The organism is Lysinibacillus sp. FSL L8-0312, assembly GCF_038003285.1.
Lineage (GTDB): Bacteria > Bacillota > Bacilli > Bacillales_A > Planococcaceae > Lysinibacillus > Lysinibacillus fusiformis_D.
The window spans coordinates 1,711,965-1,726,863 of sequence record NZ_JBBOOV010000001.1; the positions used below are offsets into that span (position 1 = coordinate 1,711,965).

16 protein-coding genes are annotated in these 14,899 nt (G+C 38.9%); 2 read left to right on the plus strand and 14 right to left on the minus strand.

What is annotated here, in order from left to right:
- Positions 1-5: 5 nt before the first annotated feature.
- Genes aroE through MHI22_RS08755 form a run of 4 tightly spaced genes read right to left on the minus strand, consistent with a single transcriptional unit; the run spans position 6 to position 3,310 of the window.
- Complete coding sequence (gene aroE / locus MHI22_RS08740) at positions 6-836, minus strand: shikimate dehydrogenase (RefSeq protein WP_036121902.1); 831 nt, start codon at positions 834-836, stop codon at positions 6-8.
- A gap of 33 nt (positions 837-869) precedes the next feature.
- Positions 870-1,973, minus strand: a complete 1,104-nt coding sequence (yqeH, locus tag MHI22_RS08745; protein ID WP_036121905.1) for a ribosome biogenesis GTPase YqeH — start codon at positions 1,971-1,973, stop codon at positions 870-872.
- On the minus strand, positions 1,970-2,491 hold the full coding sequence (locus MHI22_RS08750) for a YqeG family HAD IIIA-type phosphatase (RefSeq protein ID WP_249646111.1): 522 nt from the start codon (positions 2,489-2,491) through the stop codon (positions 1,970-1,972). The genes yqeH and MHI22_RS08750 overlap by 4 nt, the downstream gene beginning before the upstream one ends.
- A gap of 36 nt (positions 2,492-2,527) precedes the next feature.
- Positions 2,528-3,310: a phosphatidylserine decarboxylase gene (locus MHI22_RS08755; protein ID WP_249646110.1), complete on the minus strand. Its 783-nt coding sequence runs from the start codon at positions 3,308-3,310 to the stop codon at positions 2,528-2,530.
- Positions 3,311-3,446: 136 nt separating this feature from the next.
- Between MHI22_RS08755 and pssA the strand changes: the two genes are divergently transcribed.
- A complete protein-coding gene (gene pssA, locus MHI22_RS08760) occupies positions 3,447-3,947 on the plus strand; it encodes a CDP-diacylglycerol--serine O-phosphatidyltransferase (RefSeq protein WP_051891644.1) in 501 nt (166 codons plus the stop codon).
- Positions 3,948-4,033: 86 nt separating this feature from the next.
- Positions 4,034-4,741, plus strand: a complete 708-nt coding sequence (gene sigK / locus MHI22_RS08765; RefSeq protein ID WP_036121917.1) for an RNA polymerase sporulation sigma factor SigK — start codon at positions 4,034-4,036, stop codon at positions 4,739-4,741.
- Positions 4,742-5,070: 329 nt separating this feature from the next.
- On the opposite strand, the gene mtnN is transcribed toward sigK, so the two are convergent.
- From mtnN to MHI22_RS08815, 10 genes are all read right to left on the minus strand, one after another.
- The gene (gene mtnN / locus MHI22_RS08770) at positions 5,071-5,763 is read right to left on the minus strand and encodes a 5'-methylthioadenosine/S-adenosylhomocysteine nucleosidase (protein ID WP_036121923.1); all 693 of its coding nucleotides are present in this window, start codon (positions 5,761-5,763) and stop codon (positions 5,071-5,073) included.
- Positions 5,764-5,822: 59 nt separating this feature from the next.
- On the minus strand, positions 5,823-6,482 hold the full coding sequence (locus MHI22_RS08775) for a YrrS family protein (RefSeq protein ID WP_249646109.1): 660 nt from the start codon (positions 6,480-6,482) through the stop codon (positions 5,823-5,825).
- 131 nt (positions 6,483-6,613) lie between these two features.
- Positions 6,614-7,102 carry a transcription elongation factor GreA gene (greA, locus tag MHI22_RS08780; protein ID WP_036121930.1) on the minus strand — a complete coding sequence of 163 codons (489 nt, stop codon included), beginning with the start codon at positions 7,100-7,102 and terminating at the stop codon, positions 6,614-6,616.
- A gap of 175 nt (positions 7,103-7,277) precedes the next feature.
- Positions 7,278-7,916 carry a uridine kinase gene (gene udk, locus MHI22_RS08785; protein ID WP_036121933.1) on the minus strand — a complete coding sequence of 213 codons (639 nt, stop codon included), beginning with the start codon at positions 7,914-7,916 and terminating at the stop codon, positions 7,278-7,280.
- Positions 7,916-9,196, minus strand: coding sequence for a peptidase U32 family protein (locus MHI22_RS08790; protein WP_340811757.1), 1,281 nt, complete (start codon positions 9,194-9,196; stop codon positions 7,916-7,918). Before MHI22_RS08790 ends, udk begins: the two co-directional genes overlap by 1 nt.
- 13 nt (positions 9,197-9,209) lie before the next feature.
- A complete protein-coding gene (locus MHI22_RS08795) occupies positions 9,210-10,142 on the minus strand; it encodes a peptidase U32 family protein (RefSeq protein WP_036121940.1) in 933 nt (310 codons plus the stop codon).
- 5 nt (positions 10,143-10,147) lie between these two features.
- A complete protein-coding gene (locus tag MHI22_RS08800; RefSeq protein ID WP_036121943.1) occupies positions 10,148-10,780 on the minus strand; it encodes an O-methyltransferase in 633 nt (210 codons plus the stop codon).
- Positions 10,781-11,065: 285 nt separating this feature from the next.
- Positions 11,066-12,193 (minus strand): endolytic transglycosylase MltG, encoded by a 1,128-nt coding sequence (gene mltG, locus MHI22_RS08805; protein ID WP_036121947.1) that lies wholly within the window; start codon positions 12,191-12,193, stop codon positions 11,066-11,068.
- 171 nt (positions 12,194-12,364) lie between these two features.
- Positions 12,365-13,552, minus strand: coding sequence for an acyl-CoA dehydrogenase family protein (locus MHI22_RS08810; RefSeq protein WP_036121950.1), 1,188 nt, complete (start codon positions 13,550-13,552; stop codon positions 12,365-12,367).
- Positions 13,549-14,895, minus strand: a complete 1,347-nt coding sequence (locus MHI22_RS08815) for an LLM class flavin-dependent oxidoreductase (protein ID WP_249646107.1) — start codon at positions 14,893-14,895, stop codon at positions 13,549-13,551. Before MHI22_RS08815 ends, MHI22_RS08810 begins: the two co-directional genes overlap by 4 nt.
- Positions 14,896-14,899: the final 4 nt, after the last annotated feature.

The following is a 14,899-nucleotide window of genomic DNA, read 5'->3' on the forward strand; positions in this document are numbered from 1 at the left end:
AAAAATTAGTTTCCTCCTAATTGCGCCTTAAGCTGCGCAATCATTGAATTTGTGTTTGGATAGTTTCCTAACCAGTGTTCAAAAGCAATGGCTCCTTGATGGACAAACATCCCTAAGCCTGTGACAATCGTTGCTCCTTTTTCTTCAGCCGCTTGTAAAAAAGGCGTCATTAATGGATTATACACAATATCCGCAACAATTGCTCCTTTCGCAAGTCGATCTAATGAAAATGGCATAGAAAAATTGCCCGTAGCAAGGCCAGCCGATGTCATTTGCACAATAATGCCGAAATCAGCTAATGTTTCTTCTGCTTCTTGTAATGACATCGCACGACCCATATCCATTTCATCAATTATCGCTTGGGCATTTGCCACCGTACGATTGGCGATAGTTAAATGGTGATAGCCTTGTTGCTGCATAGCAAAGGCAATACCGCGAGCAGCGCCACCAGCACCAACAAGTAATACAGGCTTGTCCTTTCGAGATACACCAACGGCTTCTTCTAGTGAGCGAACAAAGCCAATCCCATCTGTATTATAGCCCTTCAGCTTTCCCTCTTTTGTTCGTACGACTGTATTCACTGCGCCCATTTTTTGCGCCAGCTCATCTAGCTCATCTAAATATGGAATGATTGCTGTCTTATGAGGAATTGTCACGTTCCAGCCACTCGCCCCTAATGTTTTCAAACCAGCAACTGCTGATTCTAATTGATCAGAAGGTACATGCAAAGGAATATATGTCGCATCTATTGACATGTCCTCAAACCAAGCATTGTGCATGGCCGGTGATTTTGAATGTTCAATTGGATCACCCATAACTGCAAACCATTTCTTCATTTTCTAGTCCCTCTCTCTACTACATCCTTCTGTTTAGATTAATGAAGGACGAATTGAAACTTGTACACCTTTTGGCGCGTAGGCTGCTACGACTACATTAGCATGCTGTACTGTAATCCAGCCCAGGCCAGAAAATACAACGTCTGTTTTCGCTTCTTTGATGGAAAACTCATGACGTACTAATGGTGGAAGTTGGTCGATAAAATCTGCAGTTGGAGGTGCCAGAAGCTCGCCTTTATGTTCTGCATATAATGTATCGGCCTTCTCAAGCTTTGTACGGTGAATCGGTAGATCGTTTGCCACATGGATTGTAAAGGCTGAACGCTCTCCCTGGATAAAGTCAAATCTCGCCAATGCCCCAATAAATAGGGACTGTCCAGGATTTTGCTGGTAGACTTTCGGTTTAATTTCCTTTTTCGGCATAATATATTTTAATTCACTTGAATCAATATGATGAGCCATTTGATGATGATTAATAATACCAGGCGTATCATATAATGCACTACCATCATCCAGTGGAATGTCAATCATGTCTAAAGTAGTACCAGGGAAGTGTGACGTTGTAATGACTTCCCCTTCTCCTGTAGCCTGTTTAATAATACGGTTAATGAATGTAGATTTCCCAACATTTGTACAACCTACAACATAGACATTTTGTCCGTTACGGTACTCGTCGATGGCCTCCATTGCTTCCGCCATTCCCTTGCCTTTATGGGCACTGACTAATAGAACATCGATAGGCTGAAGTCCTAGTGCCTTTGCCTCGCGTTTAAGCCAATTGATTACTTTTTTCGGTTTCACTGATTTTGGTAATAAATCTGCTTTGTTGGCAATCAAAAGAACAGGATTCTTCCCTACAAAACGGTGAAGCCCAGGTAGCCAGCTCCCATTGAAATCAAATATATCAACAATTTTTACGATTAAGCCCTGCTGTGTTCCAAGGCCGTTTAAAATACGTAAAAAGTCGTCATCTGTTAATGACACGGGTTGAATTTCATTGTAATTTTTCAAACGGAAGCAGCGCTGGCAAATGACCACATCCTTTTCTAATGATGATGGGGGTGCATACCCAACTGCTGTTTTATCTTCTGTTTGAATTGTTGTACCACAGCCAATACAATTTGGCATTTCAATCATTCTTGTTCCTCCCAAGTTATTATTCCTTTACGTTTCAAATCATTAAATACTCGACGCTCAATGAAACGATTCAATTTTGTTACCAGCCCATCTGATTGTGCAACAGGCTTTACTAACACTGTATGCAAGCCTAAACGATTTGCGCCCATCACATCAGTCAGGAGTTGATCTCCAACCATGACTACTTCATTTGGGCGTAAACCTAGTTGAATCAGTGCATTATAAAAAGCATTACGAAGTGGTTTTTTTGCCTTGTGAATATACGGGATATCTAATGGCTCAGCAAAATGCTTCACACGCGCTTCATTGTTATTCGATGCAATAATAACTCGAATACCTGATTCTTTCATAATACGTAACCAAATAATCAGCTCTTCTGTTGCGTCTGGGCGATCCCATTCAACAAGCGTATTATCTAAATCCGTAATGATGCCTCTAATCCCTAATTCTTGTAACTTTTCCGGCGTAATTTCAAAAATATTCGTCACAAATTCGTTCGGTAATAAAAAATTATACAAAATAGCGACCCCTAATCTTAACGTATTATTCGACCATTATAGCATATTTGCAAAAGCTTCACCCATTCGAATTGGGCTTCCCTGTACAACATTATCCGTAAATTCAACCGTATCCTTTTCAAACAGCATAACCACTGTGGAACCAAATGAAAAATATCCAACTTCCTGACCTTTACGCCATTTCGTTGTCGTATTCGTAAGCACAATGGAATTAACAAAAGTCGCACCAACTTTAATAAAGGCTACATGCTGTTGATTGGCTGCTTTCAGCTCTGTCACTAAACGATAATTATGAGAAATTGGTTTTTTACCGTATGTAAGACCTAGCTGATTCACGGGATAAGATTTCTGACCAAGTGTATATTGTCGTACTACTTCCCCATCTATCGGACTATGGATACGATGATAATCAGCAGGACTTAAATAAAATACGATAAAATGACCATCTGCATATTGTGCGGCTCTCTCTGTATTACCTAGTAAATCTTGTAATGCATAAGGCTTACCCTTAACTAGAAATGTCATATCCCATTCAATGCGACCAAAAGATTCCACCTTGGCATCTACTGGGCTAACATAAATCGTTGGATTTTTTTCAATAGGTCGAGCTTCTTCTAGAAGTTCTCTTGTGAAAAAATCATGTAAACTTGAAAATTGTTGTTGTTTTTTTGAAACTTCTTCAATGTTAATATCGTATAACTTCATGTAGCTTGGAATTATACGTTTACTCCACTTCGCTTTTGCAATTGCCTGCAAAAGATGGGAAGATTGCTTACCATTCGTTAGTTCTATCAAGCGTTGATATAGTTTTTCTTTCATACAGTAAAACCCCTATCCATTAATTTAGACTGTCAATTTTTTCGCATTCGAAGTATAATGGTACAATATCTTAAGTGCAAAGGAGTGATCCCCCTTGTTTTTTTATCACAAGTTGGTGGATACCACGGTTAAGAAAATGAAATCGCACGCAGCTAACTTCATCACAATTAGTAATATGTCCTTTGGAGGCGCGGCTATTATGGCCACTTTACATGAATACTATAGCTATAGTGTCTTGTTTATCTTTATTGCAGCCCTTCTTGATCGCTACGATGGTAAGGTAGCGAGAGCACTCGGACAAGTGTCTGAGTTAGGTAAACAATTAGATTCTATGAGTGATATTATATCATTTGGTGTGGCACCTGCATTATTAATGTATGAAGTTGTTCTAGTTGATTTTGGTTTTGCCGGCATGATGATGGCCGTATTATTTATCGTCTGTGGCGCGATGCGTTTAGCTCGCTTCAATATTAGTGAAGCGAATGGTTATTTCACAGGTTTACCAATTACAGCTGCAGGTACGTTCTTAACTTTAACGTATTTCGCAGCCAATGCGTTCCATCCGGCATTTTATCTTTTCCTTTTTCCCATCTTAGCTTTACTCATGATTAGTACATTTACGTTAAAAAAAGTGTAACAGCACATTTGCTGTTGCACTTTTTTCATTTCCCACAGCTTTTAAACATATACTGTCGAAAAATGGGGAAAGGATGAAATCATTCAATGAGCGGAATTTTTACATCAATGTTGCAGTTATGGCTTGAAATCCCTGCGTTGCTTGGCTACTTAAAGGGGCAAACATTCCATAAACCCTTTTCAAAAGAAGAGGAAGCTGCTTGTATTGAACGATTTTTAGGTGGCGATGAGCAAGCACGTCTTGACTTAATCGAACGCAATATGAGGCTTGTCGCGCACGTCGTAAAAAAATTCCATCCAAAACATGAACAACTAGATGATTATATTTCCATCGGAACAATCGGTCTAATGAAAGCTGTCGAGAGCTATACCCCTGACAAAAAAACTAGACTTGCCACATATGCAGCCCGTTGTATTGAAAATGAAATTTTAATGCATCTGCGCACACAAAAAAAAGTGCAGAAAGACGTATCACTGTTTGAGCCTATTGGGACTGATAAAGATGGTAATGCACTGCAAATTCGTGATTTACTTCAGTGTGACGAAGAAAGCGCCACAGAAAAACTAGAGCATAAAGAACATGTGGCACAGTTATATCACTATTTGCATATGCTTGATGAACGTGAGCTCGAAATTGTGACACTACGCTATGGTTTAAACCAACAGGATGCCCTTACACAAAAGGAAATTGCTGCTCGTTTAAATATCTCACGCAGCTATGTATCTCGCATTGAAAAGCGAGCACTTATTAAACTCTATCAACTATACAAACGAGACCAAAAGTCTATTGAATAATATATTGTAAAATGGACAGTAGAAAAATTCAATGCATCATTGGCGGAAGATGTGCCTATTTCATGGCATATAAAAAGCTCCCCTGCGACATGACTATGTCGCAAAGGAGCTTTCCCGTCATACTAATGCGCTGACTCCGATAGTTCTGCTGAAATCAACGTGCCTATTAAAGTTGTAATAATGACTACACCCGCTGTTAAAAATAACATCATGAATGCCTCCCATTCTATTATGAAGAGATTTATTACTGTCAGTGTAGCATTTGTCCATTGCTTTAACTGTGATTTTTCTCACAGAATAACACGCACATTTTGACCATTTTGTGTAGTTTATAGAGAGGCAATTGCTTTTAAAACGACTTGTGTAGAATGCTTTGCAGCAACTGGTAAAAACTCATCGAAACTAATATTCGATTCTTTCCCAGCAATATCTGATAAAGCACGAATGACAACAAAAGGTGTAGCAAATTGATAACATACTTGAGCAACCGCAGCCGCTTCCATTTCTACAGCCTTCATTTGAGGGAAATGACGACGAACCGCTTCTACACGTTCAGGATCATTCATAAAAGCATCTCCAGAGCAAATTAAACCGATGCCATACTGATGCTCTCCAACCGCCTTGACGGCCTCCTCAGCGACTTTCATCAATTTCTCATCTGATTTATAAGCTGCTGGCATCCCAGCCATCTGTCCGATTTCATAGCCAAAAATTGTGACATCTACATCATGGTGGCGAACTTCATCAGAAATGACGATAGCGCCTACCTCAAGTGCCTCGTCATATCCACCTGCAGAGCCTGTATTCATAACAACATCTGGCTTAAACTCATGTAAAAGGATTGTCGTAGACATAGCAGCATTCACCTTACCAATACCACTTTTTAATAACACGACTTCCTTGCCTTCATAAGTCCCTGTTGTATACTCACTGCCTGCAATCATTGTACTTTGTGCATCGTTTAATGCTGCTCTTAGAAGCTCTACTTCCTCTTCCATTGCGCCAATTACTGCTATTTTCATGTACTGTTACTTCCCTTCTTTATCAACTCTATTAAAAATAATCAAAAGAGTGATTTTCGTCAATAGGCGCCTTCTAATGTGTTAAGTTGCTCTAACTTCACGGGCTTCCATCCTTCATTTTCAACCCATTCCATACTGACACGGTACATCTGAGATTTATCATTCGTTGAAACTGTCGCAACGGATGAATTAGGACCACCATTATTTTGCATACGCCAAATAATCATATTGCTTTGTTCGATGCCTGTCACAGTCGAAACAGTGGCTACCTTCTCAGCCCAGTCTACAGACTTGTCATCATATGAAGAAACATGCTGACCTGTTTGAGTTGTAGGTGTTGGCTGCCAATTTTTATTCGTGATAACCTTGTCAACAATTGGATTATCCGATGTCGACTCTTCTGGCGTACCTTGCTCTGCCTGAGATGTATCAGGCTCCGATTCTTCCTCGGAAGTTTTGTCTTCTTCAACAGCGAGATCTTTATCCTGTTCTTTCGCAGGTTCTTTATCTACTTCTTTTTCGTTATCACCGCTCTTTTCCTCTTGAGCTGGTTCATCTTTCACTGCTTGATCTGCATCATCTTGCCATTTAAACACATAGGTTGCTGTAATAATAATAAGTACAACCACAACACCTATTAAAACATTCAATAGTTTATCTAGCTTTTTATTACGAGATGGCTGCAAATGACGACTACTTCGAGTTTGTCGTTCACTCATAATGTCTCCCCCTCTCTAGCAAATATTCTATCAAGTTCAACAGCTCTTGCAAAATAATTATACTCACTATTTTATTGCCAAAGAATGTTAAAAGCAGCCAGCCTAAGGCTAACTGCTTGTACACTTACACATTATTTAATGGAAATAATTTTCACTTTCATTTCGCCACCAGGTGTTTGTACGGCAACTTCTTCACCTTCAGCACGACCAAGTAGACCCTTTGCAATTGGCGATTCATTTGAAATGCGGAATTCCATTGGATCTGCCTCAGCAGAACCAACAATTGTATACGATTCTTCATCTGATGACGGTTTACCATTAATGATTTCAACAAATGTAACCGTTTTCCCAAGTGATACAACACTGTTATCTGTCTCATCCTCAGAAATAATCACTGCGTTACGAATCATTGATTTTAATGTAGAAATACGACCTTCTAAAAAGGCTTGCTCTTCTTTTGCTGAATCATACTCAGCATTTTCAGATAGATCTCCAAAATCACGTGCTATTTTAATACGTTCAACGATTTCTTTACGTGTTTCTGTTTCTAATTTTACTAATTCTTCTTCTAATTTACGTTTTCCCTCAGCTGTCATAGGGTACTGTTTTTCATTTGCCAAAGTCCTTCACTCCTTGTTTCTTCAATATAAAAACATAAAACTCGACTAAATGCACGGAAGATGCATTTAATCGAATTTTATTATTTTTAAACTTTTTCAAATTACGCTTTGACCTAATAGTATGCATGCTTTTTTTAAATATGCATGAAAATATTGTCAATACCACTCTATCTTATTACAATACGTTGTCGGTTTCAAGAATAGTTTTAATTTTCGTTACCATTAAATCAATTGCTACCTCATTATCCCCACCTTCTGGAATAATGATATCAGCATAACGTTTCGTTGGTTCAATAAATAAATTATGCATAGGTCGAACCGCTGCTAAATACTGCTCAATAACCGAATCAGTTGTACGACCACGCTCTTTAATATCACGCATGATACGACGAATAATTCGTAAATCTGAGTCTGTGTCTACGAATAATTTAATATCCATTAAATCACGTAAATCAGCATCTTCTAGCACTAGAATACCTTCTAGGATAATAACATCTACTGGTTCAACATGGATCACTTCTTCTGCTCTCGTATGCTGCACATAGTCATAAACAGGTTTTTCAATTGGTTGACGCACTAACAATTTTTTTATGTGCTCAATTAATAAATCATTATCAAAAGCCAACGGATGATCGTAGTTTGTACCTAAGCGTTCTTCAAATGTTAAATGACTTTGATCTTTATAATAAAAATCTTGTTCAATCACCACAACGGAATGCTCACGGAAAACTTCATAAATGGCGCGCGTCACACTCGTTTTTCCAGAGCATGAGCCACCAGCGATTCCGATGACAACTGGTCGCTTTGCTGCCATTAGTTATTCTCCTTTCGCATCATATTATGCGGTTTTAATGGTGTGTCACATTTAAATTTCACAATTTGTAATGGATGACGAGCAGCATCTAGGCTATTGCCATCCTCGTCCCAAATTTCGCCCATTGTTAAACGGAAATTTTCAATTTCAGGACCAAAGAATTCTACTTCATCACCAGGTTTAAAATAATTTCGTTGTTGCATCGTCACTATTTTTGTTTCTGGATCATGATCTAAAATAAGACCCGCAAATTCATACGTTGTTTTACGACCATGTACTCCAAACATTTGCTCCTCGAAGCCAGGTGCATCATGGAAGAATGCTTCAGCCGTATCACGGTTGGCGCATTTATCCAATTCTTCGAGCCACTCGCGTTTAATTTTAAAGTTTGCCGGATCTGCACAGTAAGCATCAATCACTTTACGGTACACTGAAACAACTGTCGCAACATAATGAATGGATTTCATACGACCTTCAACTTTTAACGAATCGATCCCAAGCTCAATCATATGAGGAATTGCTTCGATTAATTTTAAATCTTTTGGACTCATCGCAAAAGATGCGTGCTTGTCATCGAACAGTGCTTTTTCTTCACCATCTTCTAATTCATATAAATCATAGTCCCAACGGCATGATTGACAGCAACCACCGCGGTTAGAGTCACGAGCAGTCATATGATTGGACAGAACACAACGACCAGAGTAGGCGATACACATTGCACCATGAACGAAAGCCTCGATTTCAATATCAACCTTTTCCTTCATCAGCTTCATTTCTTCTCCGCCTACTTCACGTGCTAAAACGACACGATGTAAGCCTTCTTCTTTCCAGTACTGAACAGCCTTCCAATTGGACAGTGATTGCTGTGTAGAAAGATGAATTTCAAGCTTAGGTGCTGCTGTACGACATGTTTCAATAATCAGTGGGTCTGCAACGATAATTCCTGTTACGCCTGCTGATTCAATATCCTTTAAGTAACGCTCTAAGCCATCCATATTTTCATTGTGAGCAAAAATATTTGTCGTGACATAAATTTTTGCCCCATATTGTTTGGCAAATTCGACACCTTCACGCATCTCTTCAATCGAGAAGTTGTCTGCATTGGAACGTAGTCCAAATTCTCGTCCACCAATAAATACCGCATCTGCTCCATAATGAACAGCTACTTTTAATTTCTCTAAGCTACCTGCTGGGGCAAGTAGCTCTGGTTTTTTAGTAATGACACGTTTACCGTCGACAATCTCACGGATTTTGTCATTTTGTTCTAATGCTAATGCCATGGTATTGCCCCTCCTAGTAAACTGTTTCCTTGAAGATAAAGCCTGTATCTAATGGTCTAATGGCTGGTTGAATATCTTCAATTCGTGCTAATAAATCATCTTTTATCTCTTCATACGCGTTTTCTGATTCATCAAAATACGTATCGATGGCTTTGCGATAGATTTCTGTAACCGTTACTACATAGTCTGGTGTTTGTAGAACACCCTCGATTTTCAGGGCATCAATGCCACCTTCGAATAATTCACCAAGCTCATCAATTATACACATATCATTTGGACTGAAAATATGTGTCCCATTGACATCTTCATAAATAGGATATTTATTATTTCGCTCATCGTCATGTAGGAACATATTACGATTTTCTTGACGGTTTTCAATGGCCATCACCTTATCTTGATATAAGAAATAATGACCAAGTAATGGGCGTTTCGATTGGAACATACACGTCATGCCATGTACTTGTACCTCAATCTCCATCTCAGTATTTTCTTTAATTTCTAATACTTCATCAAGAGAAAGTTCACGTGCTAATACGGCACGCTTTGCACCACGTTTCCCCCAGTAATTCGCTGTAAACCAGTTTGTAGCAGTCGTTTCTGGATTCCAATGTAATGGAATCGTCACGGCTTGCTCGCGGCGAATAATAAGTACCGCTGGATCACCATAAATTAAACGATCCACTCCGATACGTTGCATTTCTTTTAAATAGTCTGCCAGTGCCTCCAGTTTCTCATTATGAAAAAGTGCATTGACCGCAACATAAACCTTTTTACCTGCTGCGTGAATTAGCTTCGTCGCTTCTTCCACCTCTTCAACAGAGAACTCTCCAGCTAGACGTAGACCAAATTGTTGCTCACCAATAACAAAAGCATCTGCTCCAGCTTCTAAAAGTGCTTTTATATGTTCTACTGATTGTGGTGTCACAAGCAATTCTGGTTTTTTCATAGTAGTCACCTCTTCAAACATAGTAATAAACCGTCACCGACTGGCAAAAAAGCACTTGTATAATCTGGGTGCTGCATAATCCAATCTGTGAAGTTTTTTAAATTGCGAATCATTGTCCGCTTACGACGTGGCACATCCTTCAGCTCTAAATCAGACAGGCCATGCATGTACATATTATCGATATACAAAACCCCACCTGAATTCACTAAAGGGGCGTATTTTTCAAAAAAGCGTTGATACTGTCCCTTTGCGGCATCGATAAAGACCGCATCGAAAGTCGTATCAATAGCCTCGTCGTTCACCTCTAAAGCGTCACCCTCAATGACCGTAATTCGATCTGATACAGTAGAACGTCGAATATAGGCTTTCGCCCTTGTTACACGCTCTTGATCACGTTCAATTGTAACAATTTGGACATTGGGCAATGCCTCTGCCATTCGAATAGCAGAATAGCCAATTGCTGTGCCTATCTCTAAAATTTTTGACGGATTTTGAATACGTAACAGTTGATTTAATGCATCAATACCTGCTAATTGCATAATCGGTACATGATTCTCCTCCGCGTATGCTTCCATCTCTAAAAGCAATTCATTACGTGGCTGTATAAATGATTGTATATATGCATCTGATAATTCCATTGTTTCACCCTCATTTAAAAGGCAACGGGCGTTTGCCGTTGTCTGTACTTCATCATTTATCAACAAAAAGAAAAAGACCAAACGTGATGTCTTGGTACTTTGCCATACAAAAATGAGCAATTGTTTAGATATGCTCCAACAATTGCTACCACGCATATTTGTCCCGCATAAATGAACGGATTGATCAAAAATCACACTTTATAATAGCATGAAAATAGAAGGAAAGCTATTTTTCTTTCCTTCTATCCATCTGTTTGCTATATACTTTTTGCTCTTCCTAAACGCTTATTCTTCTTTTTGTAAATATTTTGCTATTTTCTGTAAATGCTCATCATATGTTTTCGAGAAGTGATTAACACCCTCTTTATCTGCTAAGAAATAGAAATAGTCGGTTTGACTTGGATTTAATGTTGCCTCAATAGAAGTTTTACCAGCACCAGCGATTGGTCCAGGTGGTAAGCCTTTATTTTTATAAGTGTTATAAGCATTATCCACTTCTAAATCTTCAAAAAGCACACGATCTTTATGATCACCAAGTGCATATAACACGGTCGGGTCTGTCTGTAATGGCATGCCTTCATTTATTCGATTATAGAAGACACTTGCGATTGTCTCTCGATCTGTTTGAGCTGTCGCTTCTTCTTCTAATAATGAAGCAAATGTTAACAGCTGATGCACCGACATTTGTTTTTCTGCTAAAACATCACTATAGTTCTTCACCACATTATTCATCGCCGCTATCATCTCTTCTACAATTCCCTGTAATGATGGTTTTTCTTCATAGTAAGAGTAAGTGGCTGGGTAAAGATAGCCCTCTAAATCATAGCGAATATTATCCGCTAACACAGCCTCCGTGACAAGTTCAGGATAATTGGCCATCATTTGCTGAACAAATGTATCACTCGTCACAAGATCCATAAATTCCTGTTTTGTGTATGGTGTTTTCTTTTCAATCACATTCCCAATTTGTTCAAGTGTTAAGCCCTCCGGAACTGTCATTGTAAAGACAGGCTTACGGTAGACTTTCCCTGTTTTCAAGCTTTCGATCAGTTCATCGAATGTCATCGCCTGTGTTAGATCATAATTTCCTGCTTGGAATTGAGATTCATTTTTAAATTTTGCATAGTATTTAAAAACACGTGCATCTTTAATGACGTCTTTTTTCTCTAGCAGCGTGGAAATGGATGATAAACTAGAACCAATAGGTACTTCCACAGCAATGGTCTTCGTCGCATTAGGATCGAGTGGCTTTAATGCACCCTTGACATAGTTGTACCCAAGGATACCAACAACACCGATTATAAGCACGAAAACAATCGCAATAATTGCAACGATTTTTCTCACGATTTTTACCTCAGATTTTCTTTCCTGCATTTTTGAAAACATTTCTTGTTTTTTAGAACCGTTATCCACGGGTTTCCCCCCTATCACTAATCAATATCATACTAGAAATCAACTTTCACGACAAACAGAAATCGACAATTCAGGAGAAATTGTATATGTAAAAAAAATCTGCCAGCTATTTTTACTGGCAGATCCTCTCTCTATAAAATCTTGCACGGTTCAAAATCTTCATTATATAAACTATAATTGAAAAGTTACTTGCTTCTTATCCGCAAGTAACTCCATAGCAAGTTGAGCTATCACCACATCATCTGCTGGTGGATTAAAGCGACTACATTGAACATCTCTAAATAGACGCTGGATTTTGTTTTCTTTAGATAAACTTCGTCCCCCTACAACTTGCATGGCTTTTGTTACTATATCGATGGCGTAATTACAAATTACATACTTTGCGATACTAACAGACTCTGATAGTTGCTCCTTAAGAGCTGGATTTTGTTCTACCTGTGTTGCAATACTATACAATGTTCTTCGTGCAGTTTGATAAAGTACTTCTATTTCACCAATCCTTTGTTGGACATGACTAGCATGAGCGATTGTATTTTCTAAGCTATGTGAATACGTATTTTTGGCAAAATCAATTGCATAATCTCTTGCTGCTCCTGCCACTCCTAAATAAACGGCTGGAATCTCTAACGAATAGACTCGACCATCAGCTAAAAAACGATTAACTCCATTTGGATGATGTCTGTAAAGCAACGCTGCCTCTGGTACAAACGTATCATGAAAAATAATATCATGACTACCTGTTGCCCTCATGCCCATTGCATCCCATGTTTCAACAATTTCCACCTGTTCGTTTTTCGTTATTAGAAATTCCGCTGTTAGGTTTTCTTCTTCCAGATAAGCAATAATGGTGAATTGTTTTAAAATCGGCGCTAATGAAGCAAATGCTTTTTCACCAGTAATGCAATATCCCCCTGGCACCTTTTTAGCAATTGTACCAGGTAAACTCCCCCGAGAAATATTCCCCTTTCCACGTTCACTGCTAATAATATTCAAAAGTGAGCCTTCCTCAACTGCTTTTCGGCATAATTCTGCAAAGATAGGTTCCGGCCATGTTTTTGCCTCACGAACATTCAAAAACGTCAATAAATGCCAGCCAACAGACAAGGCAGTGGAAGCATCGCCTCTAGCTAATTGTTCCTGCACTAATAACATCTCGTATAAAGAAATTTCTTCTCCTCCATATTTTTGAGGCACTGTTAGTCGAAAATAGCCTGCATCTTCTAAAATTTTAAAATGCTCAAACGGAAATTTTCCACTCTCATCATATTGGTTAGCTGTCTTCTCAATTTGTTGCGCTAAATTCTGAGCATATTGAACAAGCCTTTGCTCTCGTTCATTTCGAATAAAAATATCCATCATTCCTGATTCACCTTACTTTTAGCAAAACGATTCAGCGGCTTTTTCAGGCCTAAATGTTCTCTTAATGTTGTGCCCGTATAATCTTTACGATAAATACCTCGCTCCTGCAAAATCGGTACAACCTTGTCAACAAAATCTTCTAAATCACGTGGTAATAACGGAAACTGTAGCATAAAGCCATCTGCTGCTTGCTCTATTATCCAACGCTCCATCTCATCTGCTATTTGTGTTGGTGTTCCGACAAAAGCATCGCGCTTTGCAGGTCCAAAAAGGCGTGCATACAAATCACCAACTTTTAAATTTTCCTTCTTAATAATCTCTAAGTGTTCATAGAAGTGACTTTGAATACTATTAACTTCTGGGAATTCCACTTCAATAGCAGGTGTATCGAGGGAATACTTTGAAAAGTCAACATTCCCCATGTACCCCGAAACAAATTTTAAGCTTTCGTATGGATCAATCAATGACTGTAATTCATTAAATTTACGAATTGCCTCCTCCTCTGTATCACCTACTATTGGGGAAATTCCTTGTAAAACAAGGAGCTCCTCCTCCTTACGTCCAAAGGGAGGAAGCTGTGCCTTTAATTGCCGATAGTGTTCTTTCGATTTTTCAATATCATCCCAATGGACAAATACAACTTCCGCTGTACGTGCAGCTAATTGTTGGCCTGGTTTAGATGCACCAGCCTGCACAATAACAGGCTGCCCCTGTACAGAACGAGCAATATTTAATGGACCTTTGACAGATAAATAGTTGCCCTTAAATGATGTTTCATGCACTTTAAGACGATCATAAAATAGATTATTATCTCGATCATAGAGAAAAGCATCGTCTTCCCATGAATCCCATAGTGATTGAACAACATCGATAAATTCCTCTGCACGTTCATAGCGATGATCATGCTCCCAATGCTTATCACGGCTAAAATTTAATGCCGTTTCTCCTGTGGCATCTGCTGTGGTTACTAAGTTCCAAGCAACTCTCCCATTGCTTATATGATCGATGGACATTAACTGTCTTGCCAGCACATATGGCTCACTGTATGTGGTTGAAGCTGTTGCACCCAGTCCAATTTTAGTTGTTGCCGACGCTAAAGCCGTAATTTGAATTAATGGATCAAAGCGATTTAAAATATGTGGATGTGACTCATGATTAATGGCTAAACTGTCGGCAACAAAAGCTATATCAAACTTTCCTCTTTCCGCAATCTGAGCTACTTTTTGTAATGCTTGAATATCGATGCTTGCATTTGCTTGGGCAGATGGGTGCCTCCATGCAGCAACATGCATACCTGCTCCTATTAAATACAAGGCTAGCTTTATTTCTTTTTTACTAGTCATTGTT